Source organism: Variovorax paradoxus (assembly GCF_009755665.1).
Classification (GTDB): Bacteria; Pseudomonadota; Gammaproteobacteria; order Burkholderiales; family Burkholderiaceae_C; genus Variovorax; species Variovorax paradoxus_G.
Window position 1 is genome coordinate 2,848,612 of record NZ_CP046622.1, and the last position, 21,587, is coordinate 2,870,198.

A 21,587-nucleotide genomic window follows, 5' to 3' on the forward strand; every position below is an offset into this window, starting at 1 on the left:
GCGTGAATACCAAGTTCGTACTCTTTGTCCAGAATTAGCAACGGCGCGGCGGCGACCCCACGCCTGCACCGTTCGCCGCGCTTGGCGACAATCGGTTCGATGCGTTCTTCTCCCTTCTTCAAGATGGCCCTGTTGCTGGGCCTGCTCTCCGCCATCGGACCCTTCGCCATCGACATGTACCTGCCGGCGTTGCCTGCCATCGGCCAGAGCTTGCGCGCGGACATCGGCGCGGTGCAGATGAGCCTCACGGCGTTCTTTCTTTCGCTGGGCGCGGGCCAACTGCTGTACGGACCGATCTCCGACATGGTCGGGCGCAAGCCGCCGCTCTATGCCGGGCTGGTGCTGTTTGCGCTTGCGAGCATCGGCTGCGCGCTGGCCACCGACATCCATACGCTGATCGTGCTGCGCTTCGTGCAAGGCCTGGGGGCAGCGGCCGGCATGGCAATTCCGCGCGCGGTGGTGCGCGACCTGCACACCGGCACCGACGCCGCGCGGCTCATGTCGCTGCTGATGCTGGTGTTCAGCGTGTCGCCGATCCTCGCGCCGCTGGCGGGCAGCGCCGTGATTGCGGTCACGGGCTGGCGCGGCGTGTTCTGAGCGGTGACCATTGCCGCGGCGGCGGGCCTGGCGATGATGGTCACGCAGTTGCAGGAGACGCGGCCTCCGTCGCAGCGCGTTGAAAGCAGCCTCGGCAGCGCCTTGTCGGCCTACTGGCTGCTGCTGCGCGACTGGCACTACCTGGGGCTGGTGTTCATCGGCAGCTTTGCGATGGCGGGCTTTTTCACCTACCTGGCGAATTCGTCCTTCGTGATGATCGACCACTACGGCCTGTCGCCCGCGATGTACAGCGTGGCTTTCGGCGTGAATGCGGCGGCCTTCATCGGCGCCTCGCAGCTCACGGGTTCGCTCGGCGAGCGCTTCGGGCTGGTCGGACTCGTCAAGTTCGGCGTGGTGGCGTCGTGCGCGGCCATGGTCGCCATGTTCACTTACTTTGCGACGGGCGGCGACAACCTGTGGGTGCTGATCGTTCTCTACTTCATCGCCTCGGGCTTCATGGGCTTGGTGATTCCGACCACCGGCGTGCTGGCGCTCGAGATGCACGGCGCCATTGCCGGCACGGCCTCGGCATTGCTCGGCACGCTGCAGATGCTGACCGGCGCGCTGGCCATGGCGGTGGTGGGCCTCTTTACCGACGGGCGTCCGCTGCCGATGGTGACCGGCATGGCCGGCGGCGCGCTCATTGCGCTGGTGCTGACCTGGCTTACGCTGGGGCGCGTGCCTTCGCAACCCACCCGCAGCGCACAGGGAGCGCAAGAGGCTTGAACACGACGCGGGCAGGCGCCGAGGCCCAGGCGCCCAAGAACAACGAATCCACGCACCCGATCGACGGCCTGGAACAACCCGCGCGCCGCCGCGCGATGTTGGTCATCATCCTCGGCATCATGGTTGCAGTGCTCGACGGCACCATCGTCAACCTGGCGCTGCCGGGCATTGCGCGCGAGCTCCAGGCCAGCCCCTCGCATGCGATATGGGTGGTCAACGCGTACCAGATTGCCACGCTCGTCATGCTGCTGCCGCTGGCGTCGCTGGGCGACCTGGTGGGCTACCGGCGCGTCTACCTGGTGGGCATGGCGGTGTTCACCGTGTCTTCATTGGGCGCCACCTTCGCCGATTCGCTCGGTACCCTGATCGCTGCTCGCGCTTTCCAGGGCCTAGGCGCCGCCGGCATCATGAGCGTGAATGCGGCGCTGGTTCGGCTGACCTTTCCCTCGGCGCTGCTGGGGCGCGGCATGGCCATCAACTCGATGGTGGTGGCCACGTCTTCCGTGGCGGGCCCCTCTGTGGCGGCGGCCATCCTTTCAGTGGCTTCGTGGCCGTGGCTCTTCGCGATCAACGTGCCGCTCGGGCTGCTCGTCTTCACGCTGGGAATGAAGGCGCTGCCATTCAACCGCGTGGCGCCGGCCGCGGGGTTGCGTTTTTCGCCGGTCGACGTGGCGCTGAACGTGCTGATGTTCTCGCTGGTGTTCCTGGGCGTCGACCGCCTGGGCGTGCGCGAGGGCGGCGCGGCGGCCGGGGGGGCGCATGCCTCCGCGTGGCTCATCCTGCTGGCCGGCGTGGCGGTGGGCTTCTTCTACCTGCGGCGGCAGCGCACCCTCGCGGTGCCGCTTTTCCCCATCGACCTGCTGCGCATCCCGGTGTTCGCGCTGTCCATGGGCACCTCGGTGGCGGCTTTCTGCGCGCAGATGCTGGCCTATATTGCGCTGCCGTTCCTGCTGCTCGACGTGTACGGCCGCACCCACATCGAGGCCGGCTTGCTCATTACCGCCTGGCCGCTGGCCATCGTGGTCATGGCACCGCTGGCGGGCCGGCTGATCGGGCGCTACCCGGACGGGTTGCTCGGCGGCATCGGGCTGGGCCTGCTTGCTATCGGGTTGGCATTGCTGGCCGCGCTGCCTGCGCATCCGGGCAATGCCGACATTGCCTGGCGCATGGCGCTGTGCGGCCTGGGGTTCGGCCTCTTCCAGTCGCCGAACAACCACACCATCGTGACCTCGCCGCCGGCACACCGGAGCGGCGCGGCCAGCGGCATGCTGGGCACGGCGCGGCTCACGGGGCAGACGCTGGGGGCGGTGGTGCTGGCAGGCGTGTTCAGCGTGTGGAGCGCGCACGGCGGGCGCGGGCCTGTGGTGGCACTGGTGCTCGCGGCCTGTTGCGCCGGTATGGCGGCAGTTTTCAGCAGCCTTCGGCTCAAGACGACAGGGCATCATGGCTGAATAGGGTAGGGTACGGCCCCATGACGGAAGTACCTGAAACTGTGGTTTGCCCGGGCTGCGATGCGGTCTTCAGCCGCACGCCCCTCAAGCCGCGCGAGGTTTCGCGCTGCGCCCGTTGCGGCACCGAGCTTTATCGGCACGCCGGCGACCAGCAGCGCCGCATTCTGCCGCTGACGCTGGCGTCGCTCATCATGTTTGCCATTGCCAACCTGTTTCCGATCGTCGAGATCGAGCTGCAGGGCCTGCGCAGCCAGACCACGCTGGCCGGCGCCGTGCTGGTGCTGAGCACCGAGGGCATGTCGCTGGTGGCGCTGCTGGTGCTGGCGACGACGCTGCTTTTTCCGCTGCTGCAGCTTTGCATCCTGGCCTATTTGCTGATTCCGCTGCAGCGCGAGCACCGGCCCGCCGGTTTTGCCGTTCTGGTGCGCGCCATGCAGATGCTGCGGCCCTGGGGCATGGTCGAGGTGTTCCTGCTCGGCGTGCTGGTGGCCATCGTCAAGCTGTCGAGCATGGCCACCGTGGTGGCCGGCCCGGCGCTCTGGGCTTTCATTGCGCTCACCGTCATGCTCACGGCGGTGCTTTCGTTCAATCCCAATGCCTTCTGGGAAATGACCTTTCGCCCGCCTGGGGAGCCGAAGGAGGGCGCGGCGTGATCGGCCCTTTTCTCCATGCGCATGACGACGGCGACGAGGCCCCGGTGGCCACGGCCGCCTCGCTCGGCCTTGTGGCCTGCCCGCACTGCGACGCCGTCTGGCGAGACGCCGCCGAGGGCGAGCCCTGCGGCCGCTGCGGCACCCGCCTGTACACGCGCAAGCCCTACAGCCTGAGCCGCACCTGGGCTTTCCTGATTGCGGCCTGCATCATGTACATACCGGCCAACCTGCTGCCGGTGATGATCACGCGCACGCTGTTCGGCGCGCAGTACGACACCATCCTGAGTGGTGTGATCTATTTCTGGGTTTCGGGCGCCTACGGGCTCGCGGCGATCATCTTCATCGCGAGCTTCCTGGTGCCGCTGTTCAAGCTCACGGTATTGATCTTGCTCGCGCTGCTGGCCCAGCGAGCGAGCGATTGGCGCAGGCCCGAGCGGGCCAAGCTCTATCACATCGTCGAGATCATCGGCCGCTGGTCGATGCTCGACGTGTTCGTGGTGTCGCTGCTCACCGGGCTGGTGCAGATCCAGGGCTTTGCGGTCATCAATGCGGGCGTGGGCATTGCGGCCTTCGGCTCGGTGGTGGTGCTGACCATGCTCGCCTCGCTGAGCTTCGACCCCAGGCTCACATGGGACAGCAAGGAACAGCAGCAAGCCGAACGGCAACGAAATGAACCCGCACCCGACAACAGGGAAGAAAAACCAGCATGAGTGAAGAAGACGTCAAACCGAACGACAACCAGGCTCCGCCCGGGTTGCCACCGCCACGCGTGGTGCGCCGGCGCCAGTGGCTGCCTTCGCTGATCTGGCTGATTCCCATTGTGGCCGCGCTGGTCGGCGTGATGCTGATCGCCAAGATACTGATGGAGCGCGGGCCCGAGATCGTGCTCACCTTCAATACCGCCGAAGGCCTGGAAGCCGGCAAGACCGCCGTCAAGTACAAGGACGTGCAGATTGGCACGGTGCAGAGCCTGCGGCTTGCGCGCGACCGCTCGCACGTGCGGGTGATCGTGCAGCTCAACAACGAGGCCAAGAGCTTCACCGCCGAAGATTCGCGTTTCTGGGTGGTGCGCCCGCGGCTCGACACCTCCGGCATTTCAGGCCTGGGCACCTTGCTGTCGGGCGCATACATCGGCGCCGATGCGGGTGTGTCGACCGAAACCGCGAGCGAGTTCAAGGGCCTGGAAGTGCCGCCCATCGTCACGCGCGATGCATCGGGCCAGCAGTTTCTGCTGCGCGCCACCGACATCGGCTCGCTCGACGTGGGCTCGCCGGTGTATTTCAGGCGCATCAAGGTGGGCCAGGTGGCCGCCTATGAACTCGATGGCGACGGCCGCGGCGTGACGCTGCGCATCTTCGTCAACGCGCCTTACGACAAGTTCGTGGGCGTGAACACGCGCTTCTGGCAGGCGAGCGGCATCGATGCGCAATTGAGCGCCAGCGGCTTTACCCTGCGCACGCAATCGCTTGCCACCATCTTGCTGGGCGGCATTGCCTTCAAGGCGCCGGAAGACGCCATGGGGCCGCTGGCCAAGGAGAACACGGCCTTTACGCTCGCCGAAGACGAAACCACGGCCATGAAGGAGCCCGATGGTCCGCCGCAAACGCTGCTGATGTACTTCAACCAGTCGCTGCGCGGCCTGACGCCGGGCGCACCGGTCGACTTCCGCGGCGTGGTGATCGGCGAAGTGAAATCTATCGGCGTGGAGTTCGACCGCGCCGAGCGGGAGTTCCGCATGCCGGTGCTGGTGCAGGTCTACCCCGACCGCCTGCGCCGCCGCGCCGGCGAAAGCGGCGTGGAATCGCGCGCCACGCAGCAGGAGCGCCTGCGCTTCCTGGCCGAAAAGGGCCTGCGCGCACAGCTGCGCAACGGCAATCTGCTGACAGGGCAGGTGTACGTGGCGCTCGACTTTTTCCCGAAGGCGCCGCCGGCGAAGATCGACGTGACGAAGAACCCGATCGAGCTGCCCACCATGGCCAACAGCCTCGACGAGATCCAGTCCCAGGTGCAGGAGATTGCGAGCAAGCTCAACAAGGTGCCGTACGAGCAGATTGCCGCCGACCTGCGCACCACGCTCACCACGCTGAACAAGACGCTGACCAGCACCGAGCAGGCGGTAACGCGCATCAACACCGACGTAACACCGGAGCTTGCCGCCGCCATGAAGGACGTGCGCAAGACGGTCAACAACGCCGAGCGCACGCTGGCCGACGATTCGCCGCTGCAGCAGGACATGCGCCAGACGCTGCGCGAGCTGACTCGCGCCGCCGGATCGGTGCGCGTGCTGACTGACTACCTCGAGCGGCACCCCGAGTCGCTGCTGCGCGGCAAACAGGACGACAAGAAATGAAGAAAAAGACAACACCGCTCCTTCTCGGTGCCGCTGCGGCCGCGCTGATCGTCCTTGCGGGCTGTGCGAGCAAGCCCGACAACTACTACACGCTGGCCAGCACGGTGCCGGCCGCCGAAGCCGCGCCTTCGACCATTGGCACCGCCGCACCGATCTACATCGAGCTGGCGCCCGTGGCGGTGCCCGAGCGGCTTGCAAGGCCGCAGATGGTGGTGGGGCGCTCCAACGGCAGCGTGCAGGTCGACGTGCTCGAGCAGCACCGCTGGGCCGCGTCGTTCGAAAGCGAACTGCAGGATGCGCTGGCCAGCGGCATTGCGGCCCGGCTCGGCGCGCTCGACGTTACCAAGGGCGGCCGGCAAACATCGCAGCCCGTGTGGCGCATTGCGGTGCAGGTGCGCCAGTTCGACGCCGTCGACGGCGGCCGCGTGGATGCAGGCTTCAGCTGGACGCTGCGGCGCACCGACGAGACCCGCACCATGGTGTGCCAGTTGAATGTGGCCGAGGGCGTCGCAAGCGGCATCGACGCGGTGGCGCAGGGCGCGCAGCGCATCACGGCGGCAGCGGCAGCAGCCATTGCACGCAGCGTGAGCGCGGCAAGAGCGAATCCGGCCGCGACAGCCTGCCCGGCCTGAATGCCATAGCCAAGACCCCAGGAGCGAACGCCATGGCACAGATCGGCAAGGCACCCTGCGACAACGCGCTGATCCTGCATGGCGCCAAGGCACAAGAGGGCACCTGTCCCGATGCCTCCAAGCCCTGGGTGCTGGCCGCCGCCATCATCGGCTCCAGCATGGCCTTCATCGACGGCACGGTCGTCAATGTGGCGTTGCCGGCTATCCAGGCGGACCTGCGGGCGACTGCATTCCAGGCGCAATGGGTGGTCGAGTCTTATGCCTTGCTGCTGGCCGCGCTGCTGCTGGTTGGCGGCGCGCTCGGCGACCACTTCGGGCGGCGCCGCATCTTCGCGGTCGGCGTCGGCATCTTCGCCGTTGCATCGGTGGCTTGCGGCCTTGCGGCCAACGTGCAGCAGCTGATTGCCGCGCGCGCCGTGCAGGGCATTGGCGGCGCCTTGCTGGTGCCCGGAAGCCTGGCGCTGATCAGCGCTGCGTTCCCTGAAAAAGAACGCGGCAAGGCCATTGGCGTCTGGTCGGGCTTCAGCGGCATTACAGCGGCCGCCGGCCCGGTGCTCGGCGGCTTTCTGGTCGACCATTTCTCGTGGGCCTGGGCCTTTCTCATCAACGTGCCGATGGCGCTCTTGGTGCTGTGGATAGTGTGGCGGCACGTGCCTGAAAGCCGTGGTTCGTCGGCCAGCGGCGGGCTCGACTTTTTGGGAGCGCTGCTGGCAACCGCCGGGCTCGGCGGCATCGTCTACGCGTTCATCGAGGCACCCACGCAGCACTGGAATTCGCCCGCGGTGATCGCCGCCATGGCCATCGGCATCGCGGCCAGCGCGGGCTTCATTGCCGTGGAGCGCAAGGCGCAAACGCCCATGCTGCCGCTGGCGCTGCTGCGCATCGGCAACTTCAGCGGCGCCAACCTGCTGACCTTGCTGCTGTATGCCGCGCTCGGCGGTGGGCTCTATTTCTTCCCGCTCAACCTGATCCAGGTGCAGGGCTACTCCGCCACGGTGGCCGGCGCGGCGCTGCTGCCGTTCATCTTCATCATGTTCGCGCTTTCGGGCTGGGCCGGCCAGCTGGTCGACCGTTTCGGCCCACGGCTGCCGCTGGTCATCGGCCCCTCGATCGCCGCCGTCGGCTTTGCATTGTTCGCCGTGCCCGGGGTTGGCGCGAGCTATTGGAGCGGCTTCCTTCCTGCGGTGGTGGTGCTGGGTTTCGGCATGACCGTGACGGTGGCGCCGCTCACCACCACCGTGATGAATGCAGTGGGGCCGGAACAGGCCGGCGTTGCTTCAGGCGTCAACAACGCTGTGTCTCGCGCTGCCGCGGTGCTGGCCATTGCGGTGTTCGGCCTGGTCATGGCATGGGCTTTCGACAGCGCGCTCGCCGAGAGCCTGCGCGGCATGGGGGCCTCTGCGGAGGTCTCGGCATTTCTGGAAGGCGAGCGCGACAAGCTGGCCGGGGCCGCGTTGCCGCCGGGCGTCGATGCGGCAACCGCCGCGGCCTTGAAGCGTGCCGTGGCCGAATCCTTCGTAGCCGGTTTTCGGTGGGTGATGCTGCTGAGCGCCGGGCTGGCGGTTCTCAGCGCCTTGAGCGCATGGTTGATGATTGGCGGTGGGGCGGCGCCGGCAGAGGCCACCCCGGCAACCCGAGGGCCGGCCGCGTGATTCATGGCGGCGCGCCGGCTACACCAGCCGCCGGATCGCCTTCTTGCGCCACACCAGCCGGTAGTAGGCCGTTTGCAGCAGCAGCATCGCCCCGAAGGTGACGGGGTAGGCATACCAGATGCCATTGAGGCCGATGCGGTGGCTCATGAACCAGGCCACCGGCACCTCGATGCCGATCAGGCAGAGGATCGAGATGGCCGTGGGCACCAGCACCGAACCGCTGGCCCGCATGATCCCCGAGATGGCTGCGGCCATGCCGAAGATCACCAGGCTCCACAGCATGATGTGCAGCAGCGTCTGCGCAATTTCGATCACCGGCGCGCTGGTGATGAAAAAGCCCATGAGGTGGCGCGAGAACAGGTAGCCCAGCAGCACCAGTCCACCCGTGAGCACCATGTTCATCAGCAGCGCGGTCTTGGCGATGGCGCCAAGCCGGTCTGCACGGCCCGCACCGATGGCCTGCGCTCCGAGGATCGATGCCGTGATCGCGATCGAGATGGCCGGAAACTGCACATACGCCACCACCTGGTTCACCGCGCCATACGCCGCAGTAGCACTTGAGCCGTAGCCGTTCACCAGCGAGAGCAGGGCGATTTCGGCGAGCGCCACCACGATCATCTGCACGCCCGTGGGCACGCCGACCTTGAGGACCGCCTTCAGCAGCTTGGGATCGATGCGCAAATGGCGGATCAGCTCTGCATCCGGGGCCAGCGGACTGCCGCGGCTGCGCAGGCGCCACGCCATCCACAACGTGGCAACCACGAAGGCCACCACGGTAGCCCAGGCGCCGCTCGCGACGCCGAGCTGCGGCAGACCGCCCCAGCCGCGAATGAGCGCCGGGGTGACGACGAGACCCACAACGGTGGAAATGATCAGCGTGAGCAGCGGCGTGACCGTGTCGCCCACACCGCGCAGCATGGCGGTGGACAGCAGAAAGACGAACAGGCCCGGCATGGCGATCAGCATGATGCGGGCGTAGCTGGTGGAGTCGGCCAGCACGTCCGGCGGCGTGCCGAGCAATGCCAGCAGCGGCGTGGTGAAGGCGCCGCCGAACACCGCCACGGCGAGTCCCAGCAGGATGCCGACCGCCAGCGTGGTGCCCGCCACGGCCTTGGCCTTGGCGACGTCGCGCGCGCCCCAGGCCTGGCCGATGAGCACCGAGGCTCCGGCACCCAGGCCGATGACGAACGCAATGAAGAAGAACATCACCGGAAAGAAGCTCGACACTGCCGCCAGGGCGCTGACGCCGATCATCTGCCCGATGTAGATGTTGTTGATGGTGCCCGACAGCGACTGCAGGATGTTGCTGAGCAGCATCGGCGCCAGGAAGAACAGGAAGGTCTTCCATAGTGCGCGTGGCGCTCCGACGGGTGCGGTTGGCGTACCGCGCAGCCCGCTCTGGGCCGTGGCTGCGTTCTCGGAGGTTGCTCTCATTCGGTGGTGCTCCAGGCGGCGGCGGACAATTTATGAAGATGGATGCGCAAGTCCGCGGGCCAGGAGTCGATCAGCGCCTCGAAGCGGTTTTGCTCCCCGGCGAACAGCGCACGGGTGGCTTCCTCGAAGCCGGGCAGGGCACCAGCGATGGCAGTCATGAAGCGGTAGGCGGCTTCGCGCGATGCGCGCACGGCGTCGCGGTCGGCGTTGACGCGGCTCGCTTCCTGGACCAGCCGCCGCAATGCAACCGAAGCGCCGCCGGGCTGGCGGTTGAGCCATTCCCAGTGGCGCGGCAGGAGGGTGACTTCGCGTGCGACCACTCCGAGCTTCGGGCGGCCGACGCCGCGCGGGGTTTCCTCGGGAGTCTCGGCGTTGGCGGCAGGCGCACCGGCACCGCCCCGGTTGTGAACATCGAGATCGAGCTGTTCACCGGTCTGTTCGTTGAACACGAGATAGGGTGCGTCGTCCTTGCGCTCGCGCAAGTGCGCAAGCACGTCGGCGGCGCTTCCGTGGGCGATGCGCTTGAAGCCGGCGAAAACAACCAGGTTGATGGGGGGCGTGTCGAATGGCATGTTGGATTTCATTGTTCTTTCGGGACCGCGCGCATCGGGGTGCGTAATCTACCCGCTGAAAGGCTCAGGCGAAGGGCGCGTCGTCGTGGCAAAGCGCAAGGAGCGCGACGTTGATTTGCGACAGGCTTTCCGGAGCCAGCGATTTCACCGCATCGGCGCAAATTGCTTCGGCGGTCGTCACTGCGGCTTGCATGAGCTTTCTGCCGCCGGGGCGAATGGTTGCATGGAGGCCGTCTCCCTTCAAGCCGGCAGTGCGTTCGGCCAGGCCCGACTTTTCGAGCAGGACCATTTTGCGAACCAACGCCGAGATCGGCACTCCCAACGATCGCGCAAGGTCGGCTGCCCGCATGCAGCCGCCTTCGGTGCTCAGCAGCCGATGAAGCAGCGTGAAGACTTCGTAGTCCAGGCCATGGAAAGCGCCCAGTTCCTCCTGGAGCTTCAGGTTCAGGCTGGCGTGGGCACGGCCGATGTTGAGGCACAAGTCCAGTGGAGCGATGCTCATGGCGTGTCGTAGCTCCGGTCGCCGTGGCATTGAAGCTCCTCACGCCAGAGCGCAAGAAGTTTTTCGAGCTCCGCGGCGCGGTCGAAGGCCGGGTCGTCGCGCTCCTTGACGCGATCGACCACCTCGAAGCTGAAGTTTGCCGCACCGTGCGCGGCCCAGTCGCGCACCAGCGCCTTGTTGCGGTGCGAGCGCAGGCCGAGTTCGAAGCGGGCGCGGTTCATCGCTCCCTCCACGTCGAGACTGCCGGCCACGTAGAGGCGGCCGCTGAGCGTATTGCGGATGGCGAAGACGCCCGCGGGGCGGACCGTTTCCTTGTATTTCCTGGTGAGGGCGCGCCTCGTCTCTTGGGGCATGTTCATGCGCCATATATTATCCGGGTAAAATTAAAGACGCAATACACCCGGGTAAAAATAAGCAATCAGCCCTCGCGCAGTCGCCGCCATCCCCGTGCGAGCCGGCGGTTGAGGGCCCGCACCACGCGCCATGGCCGGCTCTCGCGAACCAGCGTCAGCACATGGTCCTTCCAGCCTTTCCAGCGCGGATACCAGCGTGCGAACAGTGGAATGCGCATGAGCGCATCTTCGACCAGCTGAAAGATGCGCGCCACGAAGGCGGTACCTATCAGCTTGGCGACGATCAGCACCGTCACGCCGCTCGCGGCGTGGCCGCGGCCGAAGAGAAAAAGCGCCAGCACTTTCACCGGCAACAACAGAAGCACCGGCAGCAGAAACGCCAGCAGCGCGCCCCATGGCGGCAAATTGCGCAGCCAGTTCTCCGCACGCGCCCAAAGCGGCAGGCGCGCCAGCCGGGCGGCCAAGGCGGCCAACGGCACCCAACCCCATTCCTCGAAAAGCAGCACCGGCACCAGCAGCACGGCCATCAGCGTGCGCAGGAGTTTTCGGGGTACGGAGGCGGGACGAGGGCCGGCCGGCGGGGGAGAGGATGGGGGAGGGGTTTGCACTGCGGCCATTGTGCTGTCTGCCGCCGGTACCCACCGAATGGCCGCCTTCCGCCCTATGGCAAACTTCAGCGCTTTATTCGCCAAGCACCGTCGGCCCAGCCGGCCGTGCGTGACAGGGACGTCATTCAGAAATGCAGAAAATCATTCGCCAGCTTGCCGCCGAGATCAAGGTAGGCGAGCACCAGGTGAAGGCGGCCATCGAACTGCTCGATGGCGGTGCCACGGTTCCGTTCATTGCCCGTTACCGCAAGGAGGTCACGGACGGCCTCGACGACATCCAGCTGCGCGAACTCGAAGCGCGCCTGGCCTACCTGCGCGAACTCGAAGACCGCCGCGCCGCAGTCATCAAGAGCATCGACGAGCAGGGCAAGCTCACGCCCGAATTGCGCGCCGCCATCGAATTCGCGCCGACCAAGCAGGAGCTCGAAGACCTGTACCTGCCATTCAAGCAGAAGCGCCGAACCAAGGGCCAGATTGCGCGCGAGTTCGGCATCGAGCCGCTGGCGGACAAGCTGCTGGCCGACCCGACGCTCGACCCAGCTCTGGAGGCAAAGGCCTTCCTGCAGCCGGCCACGACGCTCGACGACGGCAAGCCCGGCCCCGATTTTTCGACCGTGCCGGCCGTGCTCGACGGGGTGCGCGACATTCTTTCGGAGCGCTGGGCCGAAGATGCGGCCCTGGTGCAGGGCCTGCGCGAATGGCTGTGGGCCGAGGGCCTCCTCAAGTCCACCCTCATGGCAGGCAAGGACGAGAACAACGCCGACGTCGCCAAGTTTCGCGACTACTTCGACTACGACGAGCCGATCGGCCGCGTGCCTTCGCACCGCGCGCTGGCCGTGTTTCGCGGCCGCGCGCTCGACATCCTCGACGCCAAGCTGGTGCTGCCGGTGGAGCCCGAGCCGGGCAAGCCCAGCATTGCCGAAGGCCGGATCGCATTGCACCTGGGCTGGAGCCACGCAGGCCGCCCGGCCGACGACCTGATCCGCAAGTGCGTGGCCTGGACCTGGCGCGTGAAGCTCGCGCTCTCGACCGAGCGCGACCTGTTCACCCGCCTGCGCGAAGACGCCGAGAAGGTCGCCATCAAGGTGTTCGCCGACAACCTGCGCGACCTGCTGCTGGCCGCTCCCGCGGGCCCGCGCGTGGTGATGGGCCTGGACCCGGGCATTCGCACCGGCGTGAAGGTGGCCGTGGTCGACGCCACCGGCAAGCTGGTCGAAACCGCCACCGTGTTCCCGCACGAACCGCGCAAGGACTGGGAAGGCTCGCTGCACACGCTCGGCAAGCTCTGCGCCAAGCATGGCGTGAACCTGATCGCCATTGGCAACGGTACCGCGAGCCGCGAGACGGACAAGCTGGCCGCCGACCTCATCAAGCTGCTAGCCAAGATGGCCGCGCAAGCCGGCGCACCCGAGATGAAGGTCGACAAGGTGGTGGTGAGCGAAGCCGGAGCCTCCGTGTATTCGGCCAGCGAATTCGCCTCGCAGGAAATGCCCGATGTGGACGTGAGCCTGCGCGGCGCCGCCAGCATTGCGCGCCGCCTGCAAGACCCGCTGGCCGAGCTCGTGAAGATCGACCCGAAGAGCATCGGCGTGGGCCAGTACCAGCACGACGTGAACCAGAGCGAACTGGCGCGCACGCTGCAGGCCGTGGTGGAAGACTGCGTGAACTCGGTGGGCGTGGACCTCAACACCGCAAGCGTGCCGCTGCTCAGCCGCGTGTCGGGCCTGTCGGCCAGCGTGGCCAAGGCGGTGGTGCGCTGGCGCGAATCGAACGGTGCGTTCTCCACGCGCAAGCAGCTGCTCGACGTGACCGGCTTCGGCCCCAAGGCTTTCGAGCAGAGCGCGGGCTTTCTGCGGATTCGCGACGGCGCCGATCCGCTCGACATTACCGGCGTGCACCCCGAGACCTATCCGGTGGTGGAGCAGATCATCGTGAAGACCGGCAAGCCGATCGCCGAGTTGATGGGCCGCGCCGAGATGCTCAAGACGCTCAAGCCCGAGCTGTTCGCCAACGAGAAGTTCGGCGTCATCACGGTGAAGGACATCCTCGGCGAACTCGAAAAGCCGGGCCGCGACCCGCGCCCCGACTTCAAGGTGGCGCGCTTCAACGACGGCGTGGACGACATTGCCGACCTGAAGGAAGGCATGATCCTCGAAGGCACCGTGAGCAACGTGGCGCAGTTCGGCGCCTTCATCGACCTGGGCGTGCACCAGGACGGCCTGGTGCACGTGAGCCAGCTGAGCCACAAGTTCGTGAACGATGCGCGCGAAGTGGTGAAGACCGGCGACATCGTCAAGGTCAAGGTGATGGAAGTGGACGTGGCGCGCAAGCGCATCGGCCTCTCGATGAAGCTCGATGCGGCCCCAGCCCGCCGCGACGGCCCGCGCGACAACCGCTTCGAAGGCGCGGGACGCGGCCAGCAGCAGGGTTCGCGCCGCGACAGCGCGCCGCAACCCGCGGGCCAGATGGCCAGCGCGTTCGCCAAGCTGCAGGGGCTGCGCAAGTAAGCCGTGCCGCACGGTTCTTGCTGATGCAGCCGGCATGACGATGAAGGCACTGCGCATCTATGCCGGCCCCGCGGCCCGCAAGCACATCGAAGAACACGGCCTGCGACCGCAGGACGTGCGCACCATTCCCGGTGCGGCGGGCGGCCCCAAGGGGCTGATCCTCGGCCCGCTCGACCGCTTCATCTTCGGGCGCTGGCTCACGCAGTCGAGCCAGCCGGTGCACCTGGTGGGCGCGTCGATCGGTGCATGGCGGCTTTCGACGGCCTGCCTGTCCGATCCGCAGAAGGCCTTCGAGCGCTTCGAGTACGACTATGTGCGCCAGCAGTTCGACGTGCCGCCGGGACAGAAGCGCCTCAGCCCCGACCAGCTGAGCGCGCGGTTTGCCGAGAGCCTGCACGACTTCTACGGCGGGCGGATCGGCGAGGTGCTCAACCACTCGCGCTACAAGCTCCATGTGGTGACCTCGCGCGGCCGCCACATCCTCGGGCGCGAGGGCAGGGCGCGCACGCCCTTCGGCTACCTGGGCGCCTTTGCCACCAACAGCCTGCACCGCAAGAGCCTGGGCGCATGGCTGGAGCGCTGCGTGTTCTCCACGCCCGGCGCGGCCCTGCCTTTCGGCACCAGGGACTTTCGCACGCGGCAGCACGCGCTGAGCGAAGAGAACTTCAACATGGTGCTGCAGGCATCGTGCTCGATTCCTTTCCTGCTTGCTGCCGTGCACGACATTCCGGGCGCGCCGCGCGGCGCGTATTGGGACGGCGGCATTACCGACTACCACCTGCACCTGGACTACCAGCCTGCCGACGAAGGCATCGTGCTGTACCCGCATTTCCAACAGGCCGTGGTGCCGGGCTGGCTCGACAAGGGCCTGCGCTGGCGGCACAAGTCCACCGGCTTTCTTGATCGCATGGTGGTGCTCGCGCCCGACGCCGACTGGGTGCGCTCGCTGCCCAACGGCAAGCTGCCCGACCGCAAGGACTTCATTCGTTTTGCGAACGACGCGCAGGCGCGCATCGGCGCCTGGAGCAGGGCGACTCGCGAAGCGCAGCGGCTGTCGGATGAGTTCGAGGCGTGGCTTTCAACCGGCCGCACGCAAGACCTGCTGCCGCTGTGAAAACGTTTCGCCGGGGCAAACCCTGAGGCTGCGGGCGCGCAGCGCCTTCGAGAATGGCCAGCTCACTCTTTCAAGAGAAAGCCGCCCCTCATGCAGCAGGCCCCGATTTCACGCCGCCGATTCACGCTAGCCGCCGCAGCGGCCGCCACCATCCCGATGCCGACGCTGGCGCAAAGCGCCTGGCCCAACAAGCCGATCCGCATCATCGTGCCGTACACACCGGGCGGCTTTACCGACCAGATGGCGCGGTTGGTGCAGGTGGGCCTGCAGGCGCGGCTCGGCCAGCCGGTGCTCGTCGACAACAAGCCCGGTGCCAACAGCCTGATCGGCGTCGATGCGATCGCCAAGGCCGCACCCGACGGCACCACTTTCGGCGTCGTCATTGCGGCCTATGCGGCCAACACCACGCTGTACCCCAAGCTGCCGTATGACCCGAAGAAGGACCTGAGCGGTGTTTCGCTGATGGGCGTGTCGCCGCTGCTGGCGGCGGTGAACATCGATGCGCCGTTCAAGACCGCGCGCGAACTCATCGACTACGCGCGCGCCAACCCGGGCAAGGTGAGCTTCGGCTCGTCGGGCAACGGCTCGGCCGCGCACCTGACGACCGAACTGTGGAAGTCGCTCACGCAGACCTACATGATCCACATTCCCTACCGCGGCGCGGTACCCGCCCTCACGGATTTGATGGGCGGCCAGATCCAGCTGTTCTTCGACGCGCCCACGGGCCTCATCAACCAGGCCAAGGCGGGCAAGGTGCGGCTCATCGGCGTGGCCGGAGACAAGCGCCTGGCCGCCGCCCCCGACGTGCCCACCTTCATCGAGCAGGGTTTTGCGGGCTTCACCGGCAGCACCTGGGCCGGCATGCTCGCACCCGCTGGCACGCCGCGCGACATCGTCAAGCGCATGTCCGAAGAGGTGGCGCGCGTGATCAAGAGCGACGAGACGCGCGCCAAGCTCGATGCCATGGGCACGATTCCGGCAGGCAGCACGCCGGAGGAGTTCGATGCCTTCATCACCGCCGAGACCGCGAAGTGGGCCAAGGTGATCCGCACCGCCGGCGTGAAGGCGGAATAGGCGAGCGAAGAAAGCCTCAGGCCGCCAGCACCAGCACCTTGAACTGGCTCGGCACGATCCGCATGCCGACGATGTTGCAGCGGTTCTGCACCGACAGGCTGGTCATGCGCGTGCAGGGCGTACCCTTGAGCAGCACGGTAAAGGCGCCGGTGATGTGGCGCGAAGGCCCCATCACTGTCTGCGACACAACGCCCATCAGCACGCCGGCGTTGTCGCCGTTGGTGATGGGCGTGGTGGTGGCCAGGTTGTGCGCCGGCGTGCCGCCATAAAGGATGTTCCATGCGTTGGGGATGGCCGTGGGTCCGAGCGCGAAGTTCGGGTAGGGAATGGGCAGCGCCGGCGGCGTCTTGCAGACGTCGGGAAAGGCGAGATCGAGGCCCATCATCTGGCAGTTGGCGAACATGCGGTGCTCCTTTTTTTCAGCCCATGTGGATCTGCTCGGCATCGACCTTGACCAGCCCGTTGCTGGTCAGCAGCGTGTTGTTCGAATGCAGGCGCAGGGTCTGCTCGGCCTGAATGTCGATCTGGCCGGCACGCACCTGTTCCATCTCCTCGGTCAGCCGGAAGCTCGAGCGGGTGAGCAGGTTGAGGCGATCCAGCACCACCTCGCAGGTGCGCCCGACGAAGCGCGACACCAGCACGCTGAAGCGGATGCGAGCGCCCTGGTAGTCCATCTCCCCGATCTCGCAATGGGCCCGTCCGGCCTGCGCGCGCCACTCGGGCGACTGCATGGCGATCGAGGTGTCCGACTCCAGCGCCATCGGGCCGGCACTGCGCGCGCGGATGCCACCCGAGCGCGACACCAGCGTCAGGTCGCCGTCCACGGCCAGGGTCGCCTGCCGCGGGTCGGCCTGGACGACCACCGCGATGACGAAGCTGTCGCCCTGGCGGGTCGAGGTGATCAGCACCGTATCGCCCGGCGCAGGCAGCAGCAGGCAACTGGCGACGCGCCGGCAGCGCAGCGATCCCTGGCCGTCGTCGAGGTCGACCTCGAACCAGGGATCGCCATCGCTTGCTATCACCGTGGCGGTCCGCGTGCCGGAGTCCGCGCGGGCCGCATGCGAAGGGCGCTGCATCAGCGGATCCAGCACGCCTTGGGTTGCATGGCGTGCAGTGGCGATCGTGTCGCCGGCGGTGGTCCGGGTGGAGGTCATGGGCTTTCTTTCTTGGGGCGGCGGCCATGGATGTCGCGGTCCAGGCGGGACGGGCGCTCGGGTCGCTGGAGCGCCACCTTCTCGGCGTCATACAGCGCAGGGTCCCGGTCCAACGTACCGATGCGGGTACTGAACCTGGCGCCGTCCAGGTCGGCGCGGTGAAACACGGTGCGCAGGAAAGCGGCGTCGCGGAAGTCGGCCTGGACCAGCGAGGCGTAGGAAAAATCGGCGTAGTCCAGGCGGCTGCCGGCGAATGCGGTCTGCCCGCAGTGCGCGCGATGGAAGACGCCTTGCTCGAGCTGCGCCTGCGAGAAGTCCGCGCCGTCGAGATGGGCGTCGATCCAGATGCTCTGCTGGAAGTGGCCGCGCCGCCCATCGACGCCGCGCAGGTCGGCCTCGGGAAACAGGCACTGCATGGCCTGCGCCCCTGCCAGCACCGCATTGCGCAGGTCGGCACCCTTGAAGTTGCACTGCGTGAGGCGCGCATCGCGGAATCGGCACGCCGTCAGCGCCGCATCGATGAACTGGCAGAGGTGGAACTGCTGCCCGGAGAAGTCCTGCCCCGCAAGATCCGCCTCGCTGAAAATCGCGTTCGTGAAGCTGGCTCCGGCGTAGCGCGTGCCCGCCAGCGCTGCGCGAAAGAAGATGGTGGACGAGAAGGCCACCGCATTGAAGGACGCGCCCGTCAAGTCGCACTCGGAGAACACGGCTTTGTCGAGGCTGGCACGGTCCAGGCAGGCGTTGCGCAGCTCGCTTTGATGGAAGTTCGCCTGGTCCATGAAGGCCTCTTCCAGCCGAATGCCCCGCAGCGTGCAGCCGCTGAACACCGAATGCGGCATGGAGGCCGCGTCCAGCACCGCATCCTGCAGGCTGCACTCGTGGAAGGCGGCGCGCGTCAGTTCCGCCGCCGGCAACTGCGCCTGGTCGAAGCGGCATTTCTCGAAGAGGGATTCGCCCACGCGCGCGGCATCGGCCTGAACGCCCCGGAAGCTGCATTCGCTGAACACGCCGCCGCGCAGGTCGATGCCCCTCATGTCCATGTTGCTGAAGTCCTTCTCGCGGATCGGCTCGCCGTTGCGGACCTGGGCTGCCAGCGTCTCGGCGTTCACGCGCCGCCCGCCTCGCGGCGCCGGGGCAGTGTCTTCATCTGGTCGATGTGGGCACCCAGGGTGATCGTGCCGGGGGTGATGAGGATCTGGGAGACGTCGGCACGGAACAGGTTGGCCTCGCCCAGATCGGCATCGACCAGGCAGGCCTTCTGAAGGTTGGCATTCATGAGGTTGGCGAGCCGCAGGGAGGCACGCGTGAAATCGGCGCGGATGAAGAGGCTGTCGGGCGCCGCCGCCGCGCGCAGGTCCGCGCCCTTGAGCGACGTGGAGGAGAAATCGCAGGTATCGAGCGTAGCCCGCCTGAAGTTCGCGCTATCGAGAGGCAGTTCGCGCAGGGTGCAATGCACGAGCGTGGCATCCTCGAAGTCGGCCTCGCGAAGATCCGTGGTGCCGACGAAGCTGGTGGTCTTGAGCAGGGCAAGCCGAAACCGGATGCCGTTGTGCATCGGAGTGTGGGCCCAGCTGCAGGCCTCGACGGTGGCGCCGGAAAAATCCACCGACTCGAATTCAGCCTCCACGAACAGCACTTTTTCCAGGCGTGCCCCGCCGAAGTCGCAGCGCACCAGCCGGCAGTGTTCGGCCATGCTCACGTAGCGGAGGTCGGCGCGCCGCAGGCTGCAATCCGCGAGTTCAATCCCCTGCAGCAACAGATGGCTCCACCTCGCTTCGTCGAGACAGCAGCCGTCGAGGCGCAGCTTTTCCATCTGCGTGCGCTCGAAGCGGGCCTGCGCGAAGTTGGTGTTTTCGCAGCGCGCGAGGCTGAGGTTGGCGCGCTCCAGGTTGCAGCCTGTCAACGAGGCCTGGCGCAGGTCGGCGCGCACCAGCACCGATTGGCTCAAGTCGGCGCCATCCAGGCGGGTGCCTTGGAGGCGGGCGCCTTCGAGCAAGGTCTGGTGCATGCGGGCGCCCCGCAGATCGAGGCCCGACAGGTCGCAGCCCGTCAGATCCATGGCGGACAGATCGCGGTCCGCGGCCATGGCGGCGAGCACGCGTTCGCGCGTCTGCGCATTCTGTTCGGCAGCCATCGGATCGGCAGCGGCCTGGTGGTGGGCCGCCATGCGGTACAGCGTCAGCATGTTCTGCCGGCCCCGCTGCCCGAGGGCCTGCAGCTCGGTGTGCTCGGCGGCGCTCATGGCCGGAGTGCCCGTGGCCGCGGCAATGCCGGCCAGGCCCTTGACGATCGTCTCGGCCTCGAATTTCGGCGGGCCCTTGAGCTGCGCGTTCCGGCTTTCCTCGTCGGTGATCCGGCTGCTGTCGAAGCCCGCCTTGCGCGATTCGGATGCGTTGTCCCGGGCGGCCTTCGCGACCTCCTGCCTGGCTTCCTCCAGCTTGCGTTCCTGTTCGCGCTGATAGGCGCGTGTCTTGTCGATGAACTCGGGCAGTTCGGCCAGCGTGGGCATCTTGTCGAAAGGCTTCGGCAGGGGCCGTTCCCGGAAATGGCGCGCCTTGTGGCCGGCCTCCAGGCCGCGCGCCGTCAGTTCGGCGCGCAGGCGCTCGCCCTTGTCCTTGATGTTCCTTGCCAGGATCGATTCGCGCGCGTCGATCTGGTCCAGCCAGGGGCCGATGGCCGAGACCGGCAGCAGTTCCTCGTCGAGAAGCGCATGGATCGCGCCTTTCTCGAGGTTGCAGCGATTCTCGAAGACCTTCTCGTAATGGGAGAGGGGGCGCAGCGGGCTGTCTGCCGCCTCCATCGCCGGCATGACATGCGTGATGTCCGCGGCATCGTCCTCGGCGATGAGCGTCTCGCCGTGAAAGATCAGCATGACCTGCGCCATGTGCGGGAAGAACCAGGCGGTGGTCAGCCGCAGCGGCACCTCTTCCAGCCCAAGGGGCCGCGCAGACTTTCTCGCCACGAAGCCGCGTGCGCGCAGATCCGGAAGCCTTCCGCGCAGCACCGCGTGCTCTGGGTGCATGTTCCAGATCTCGTAGGGCGCGGCTGCGGGAATGGACAGTTCGTCGTTCCAGCGTTGTTCCGGAGCCGCGGCGTTGAAGAACTGCCAGTCCATGTCGCGCGCAAAGCCGGGGTAAAGCGTCTCGCGCCACTGGTCGCCATAGTCGGTTCCCAGCAGCTTCAGGCGTTCGGGCAGATCGACGTCCATCGCAGCCGGGCAGGCCGGGACCGGCCTGCGGTCGGGGCGGTCCATGCCATCGCCCGGGCGTTCGACGTTGGGAAGCCGCTGCACCAGCAGGCCATTGACCATCTCGGGTGCAATCCCTATGCCCGCGGGGTTGGCGGCAAAGCCGGGGCCACCGAACGCGTGTCGCCAGTCCAGGCGCATGGTGTCGAAAGCCTGCGGCTCGGTGGCGCGGCCATCCAGCCAGTAGCGGTCGCCCGAAACGAGGAACTGGCGTCGCAAGGTCCCGACGCGCAGGTCGACCGCGCAGCGTGTCTTGTCCTGCTGGTGGCAGGTGTAGGCCTGGCCGCTCACCAGGAATTCGGGCCGCAGCTTGGGAATGCCGAGATCGATTGCGGACTGGTTTCCCAGTTCGGCAGAGACGGTCTTCCAGAGCTCCGTCTCCGGCAGCAGCACGCCCCCTTCGCCGAGGGTGTGCATGCCGATCACGGTGAGTGCGAGACGCTGGCTTTGCGCGCGCAGGAAGGGTCGCGTAAGAACGCTCAGGCGCAGGGGTTTGATGGTTTTCACGGCGAGATCAGCGCCTTGCGCCGCGGATCTCCAGCGGGGTGTGCCTGCGGTCGATGGCCAGTCGCGAAGGGTCTTGCGGGTCCTGCAGCAGATGAATGTCGGGCCGGCCGGCGGAAAAATGGGCCAGCAGGTCCTTGTCGATGAGCGTGCGCAAGGTGGCCTGCTGCTCGATGCCGTCGGCATCGACGTAGGCGACGCCCAACTGCACGGCCGTCATGCGCTGCCCGATGGGCCCGCGCCGGGAGTAGCCGCTGGGCGAGCGCACCAGGGAAACCGCAACGCCCTGCAGCGGACGCCCGCTGGCCTCTAGCTGCTGCCACAGCCGGCCTTCCTCGGCATAGGCGCGATGGCTCATCAGCGCCACCGCGAGCACGATTGCGGCGAGCACGATCACGCCCAGGCTGACGATGCCGAACACCCCCCACAACACGATATCGAGCACGTTTTCCACGCT

At 67.1% G+C, this 21,587-nt stretch carries 19 protein-coding genes and 1 pseudogene; 10 read left to right on the forward strand and 10 right to left on the reverse strand.

Going from position 1 to position 21,587, the window contains the following annotated elements; all coding sequences use genetic code 11:
• Positions 1 to 99 precede the first annotated feature (99 nt).
• The 7 genes and pseudogenes from GOQ09_RS13165 (at position 100) to GOQ09_RS13195 (ending at position 8,061) form a co-directional block, all read left to right on the forward strand.
• Positions 100 to 1,323, forward strand: a pseudogene (locus tag GOQ09_RS13165) (multidrug effflux MFS transporter).
• Complete coding sequence (locus tag GOQ09_RS13170; RefSeq protein WP_207309853.1) at positions 1,320 to 2,774, forward strand: MFS transporter; 1,455 nt, start codon at positions 1,320 to 1,322, stop codon at positions 2,772 to 2,774. The pseudogene GOQ09_RS13165 and the gene GOQ09_RS13170 overlap by 4 nt, the downstream one beginning before the upstream one ends.
• 20 nt (positions 2,775 to 2,794) lie before the next feature.
• On the forward strand, positions 2,795 to 3,427 hold the full coding sequence (locus GOQ09_RS13175) for a paraquat-inducible protein A (RefSeq protein WP_157613812.1): 633 nt from the start codon (positions 2,795 to 2,797) through the stop codon (positions 3,425 to 3,427).
• Positions 3,427 to 4,137 carry a paraquat-inducible protein A gene (locus tag GOQ09_RS13180; protein ID WP_157616690.1) on the forward strand — a complete coding sequence of 237 codons (711 nt, stop codon included), beginning with the start codon at positions 3,427 to 3,429 and terminating at the stop codon, positions 4,135 to 4,137. The genes GOQ09_RS13175 and GOQ09_RS13180 overlap by 1 nt, the downstream gene beginning before the upstream one ends.
• Positions 4,134 to 5,777 (forward strand): intermembrane transport protein PqiB, encoded by a 1,644-nt coding sequence (locus GOQ09_RS13185; protein ID WP_157613813.1) that lies wholly within the window; start codon positions 4,134 to 4,136, stop codon positions 5,775 to 5,777. The genes GOQ09_RS13180 and GOQ09_RS13185 overlap by 4 nt, the downstream gene beginning before the upstream one ends.
• Positions 5,774 to 6,409 (forward strand): PqiC family protein, encoded by a 636-nt coding sequence (locus GOQ09_RS13190; RefSeq protein ID WP_157613814.1) that lies wholly within the window; start codon positions 5,774 to 5,776, stop codon positions 6,407 to 6,409. Before GOQ09_RS13185 ends, GOQ09_RS13190 begins: the two co-directional genes overlap by 4 nt.
• 32 nt (positions 6,410 to 6,441) lie before the next feature.
• Positions 6,442 to 8,061: an MFS transporter gene (locus GOQ09_RS13195; RefSeq protein WP_157613815.1), complete on the forward strand. Its 1,620-nt coding sequence runs from the start codon at positions 6,442 to 6,444 to the stop codon at positions 8,059 to 8,061.
• A gap of 18 nt (positions 8,062 to 8,079) precedes the next feature.
• Here GOQ09_RS13195 and GOQ09_RS13200 read toward each other — a convergent pair whose 3' ends face one another.
• The 5 genes from GOQ09_RS13200 to GOQ09_RS13220 form a co-directional block, all read right to left on the reverse strand.
• On the reverse strand, positions 8,080 to 9,495 hold the full coding sequence (locus GOQ09_RS13200; protein WP_157613816.1) for an MATE family efflux transporter: 1,416 nt from the start codon (positions 9,493 to 9,495) through the stop codon (positions 8,080 to 8,082).
• Positions 9,492 to 10,067, reverse strand: a complete 576-nt coding sequence (locus tag GOQ09_RS13205) for a DUF2239 family protein (protein WP_157613817.1) — start codon at positions 10,065 to 10,067, stop codon at positions 9,492 to 9,494. Before GOQ09_RS13205 ends, GOQ09_RS13200 begins: the two co-directional genes overlap by 4 nt.
• A 64-nt stretch (positions 10,068 to 10,131) precedes the next feature.
• Positions 10,132 to 10,569, reverse strand: a complete 438-nt coding sequence (locus GOQ09_RS13210) for an AsnC family transcriptional regulator (protein ID WP_242630827.1) — start codon at positions 10,567 to 10,569, stop codon at positions 10,132 to 10,134.
• Positions 10,566 to 10,928: a GIY-YIG nuclease family protein gene (locus tag GOQ09_RS13215; RefSeq protein WP_157613818.1), complete on the reverse strand. Its 363-nt coding sequence runs from the start codon at positions 10,926 to 10,928 to the stop codon at positions 10,566 to 10,568. Before GOQ09_RS13215 ends, GOQ09_RS13210 begins: the two co-directional genes overlap by 4 nt.
• Positions 10,929 to 10,987: 59 nt before the next feature.
• Entirely contained in the window at positions 10,988 to 11,449 is a 462-nt protein-coding gene (locus GOQ09_RS13220) for a hypothetical protein (RefSeq protein ID WP_157613819.1), read from the reverse strand.
• A 212-nt stretch (positions 11,450 to 11,661) separates the two neighbouring features.
• Here GOQ09_RS13220 and GOQ09_RS13225 point away from each other — a divergent pair, with 212 nt between their 5' ends.
• The 3 genes from GOQ09_RS13225 (at position 11,662) to GOQ09_RS13235 (ending at position 16,225) form a co-directional block, all read left to right on the forward strand.
• Complete coding sequence (locus tag GOQ09_RS13225) at positions 11,662 to 14,037, forward strand: Tex family protein (RefSeq protein ID WP_157613820.1); 2,376 nt, start codon at positions 11,662 to 11,664, stop codon at positions 14,035 to 14,037.
• Positions 14,038 to 14,077: 40 nt separating this feature from the next.
• Positions 14,078 to 15,151, forward strand: coding sequence for a patatin-like phospholipase family protein (locus tag GOQ09_RS13230; protein WP_157616691.1), 1,074 nt, complete (start codon positions 14,078 to 14,080; stop codon positions 15,149 to 15,151).
• A 90-nt stretch (positions 15,152 to 15,241) separates the two neighbouring features.
• The gene (locus tag GOQ09_RS13235) at positions 15,242 to 16,225 is read left to right on the forward strand and encodes a tripartite tricarboxylate transporter substrate binding protein (RefSeq protein WP_157613821.1); all 984 of its coding nucleotides are present in this window, start codon (positions 15,242 to 15,244) and stop codon (positions 16,223 to 16,225) included.
• Positions 16,226 to 16,241: 16 nt separating this feature from the next.
• Here GOQ09_RS13235 and GOQ09_RS13240 read toward each other — a convergent pair whose 3' ends face one another.
• Genes GOQ09_RS13240 through GOQ09_RS13260 form a run of 5 tightly spaced genes read right to left on the reverse strand, consistent with a single transcriptional unit; the run spans position 16,242 to position 21,584 of the window.
• A complete protein-coding gene (locus GOQ09_RS13240; RefSeq protein WP_157613822.1) occupies positions 16,242 to 16,628 on the reverse strand; it encodes a DUF4150 domain-containing protein in 387 nt (128 codons plus the stop codon).
• 16 nt (positions 16,629 to 16,644) lie between these two features.
• Positions 16,645 to 17,379 (reverse strand): DUF3540 domain-containing protein, encoded by a 735-nt coding sequence (locus GOQ09_RS13245; RefSeq protein ID WP_157613823.1) that lies wholly within the window; start codon positions 17,377 to 17,379, stop codon positions 16,645 to 16,647.
• Complete coding sequence (locus GOQ09_RS13250) at positions 17,376 to 18,488, reverse strand: pentapeptide repeat-containing protein (protein ID WP_157613824.1); 1,113 nt, start codon at positions 18,486 to 18,488, stop codon at positions 17,376 to 17,378. Before GOQ09_RS13250 ends, GOQ09_RS13245 begins: the two co-directional genes overlap by 4 nt.
• Positions 18,485 to 21,133 (reverse strand): DUF2169 family type VI secretion system accessory protein, encoded by a 2,649-nt coding sequence (locus tag GOQ09_RS13255; protein WP_157613825.1) that lies wholly within the window; start codon positions 21,131 to 21,133, stop codon positions 18,485 to 18,487. Before GOQ09_RS13255 ends, GOQ09_RS13250 begins: the two co-directional genes overlap by 4 nt.
• A gap of 7 nt (positions 21,134 to 21,140) precedes the next feature.
• Positions 21,141 to 21,584 carry a hypothetical protein gene (locus tag GOQ09_RS13260; RefSeq protein ID WP_157613826.1) on the reverse strand — a complete coding sequence of 148 codons (444 nt, stop codon included), beginning with the start codon at positions 21,582 to 21,584 and terminating at the stop codon, positions 21,141 to 21,143.
• Between the last annotated feature and the right edge of the window lie 3 nt (positions 21,585 to 21,587).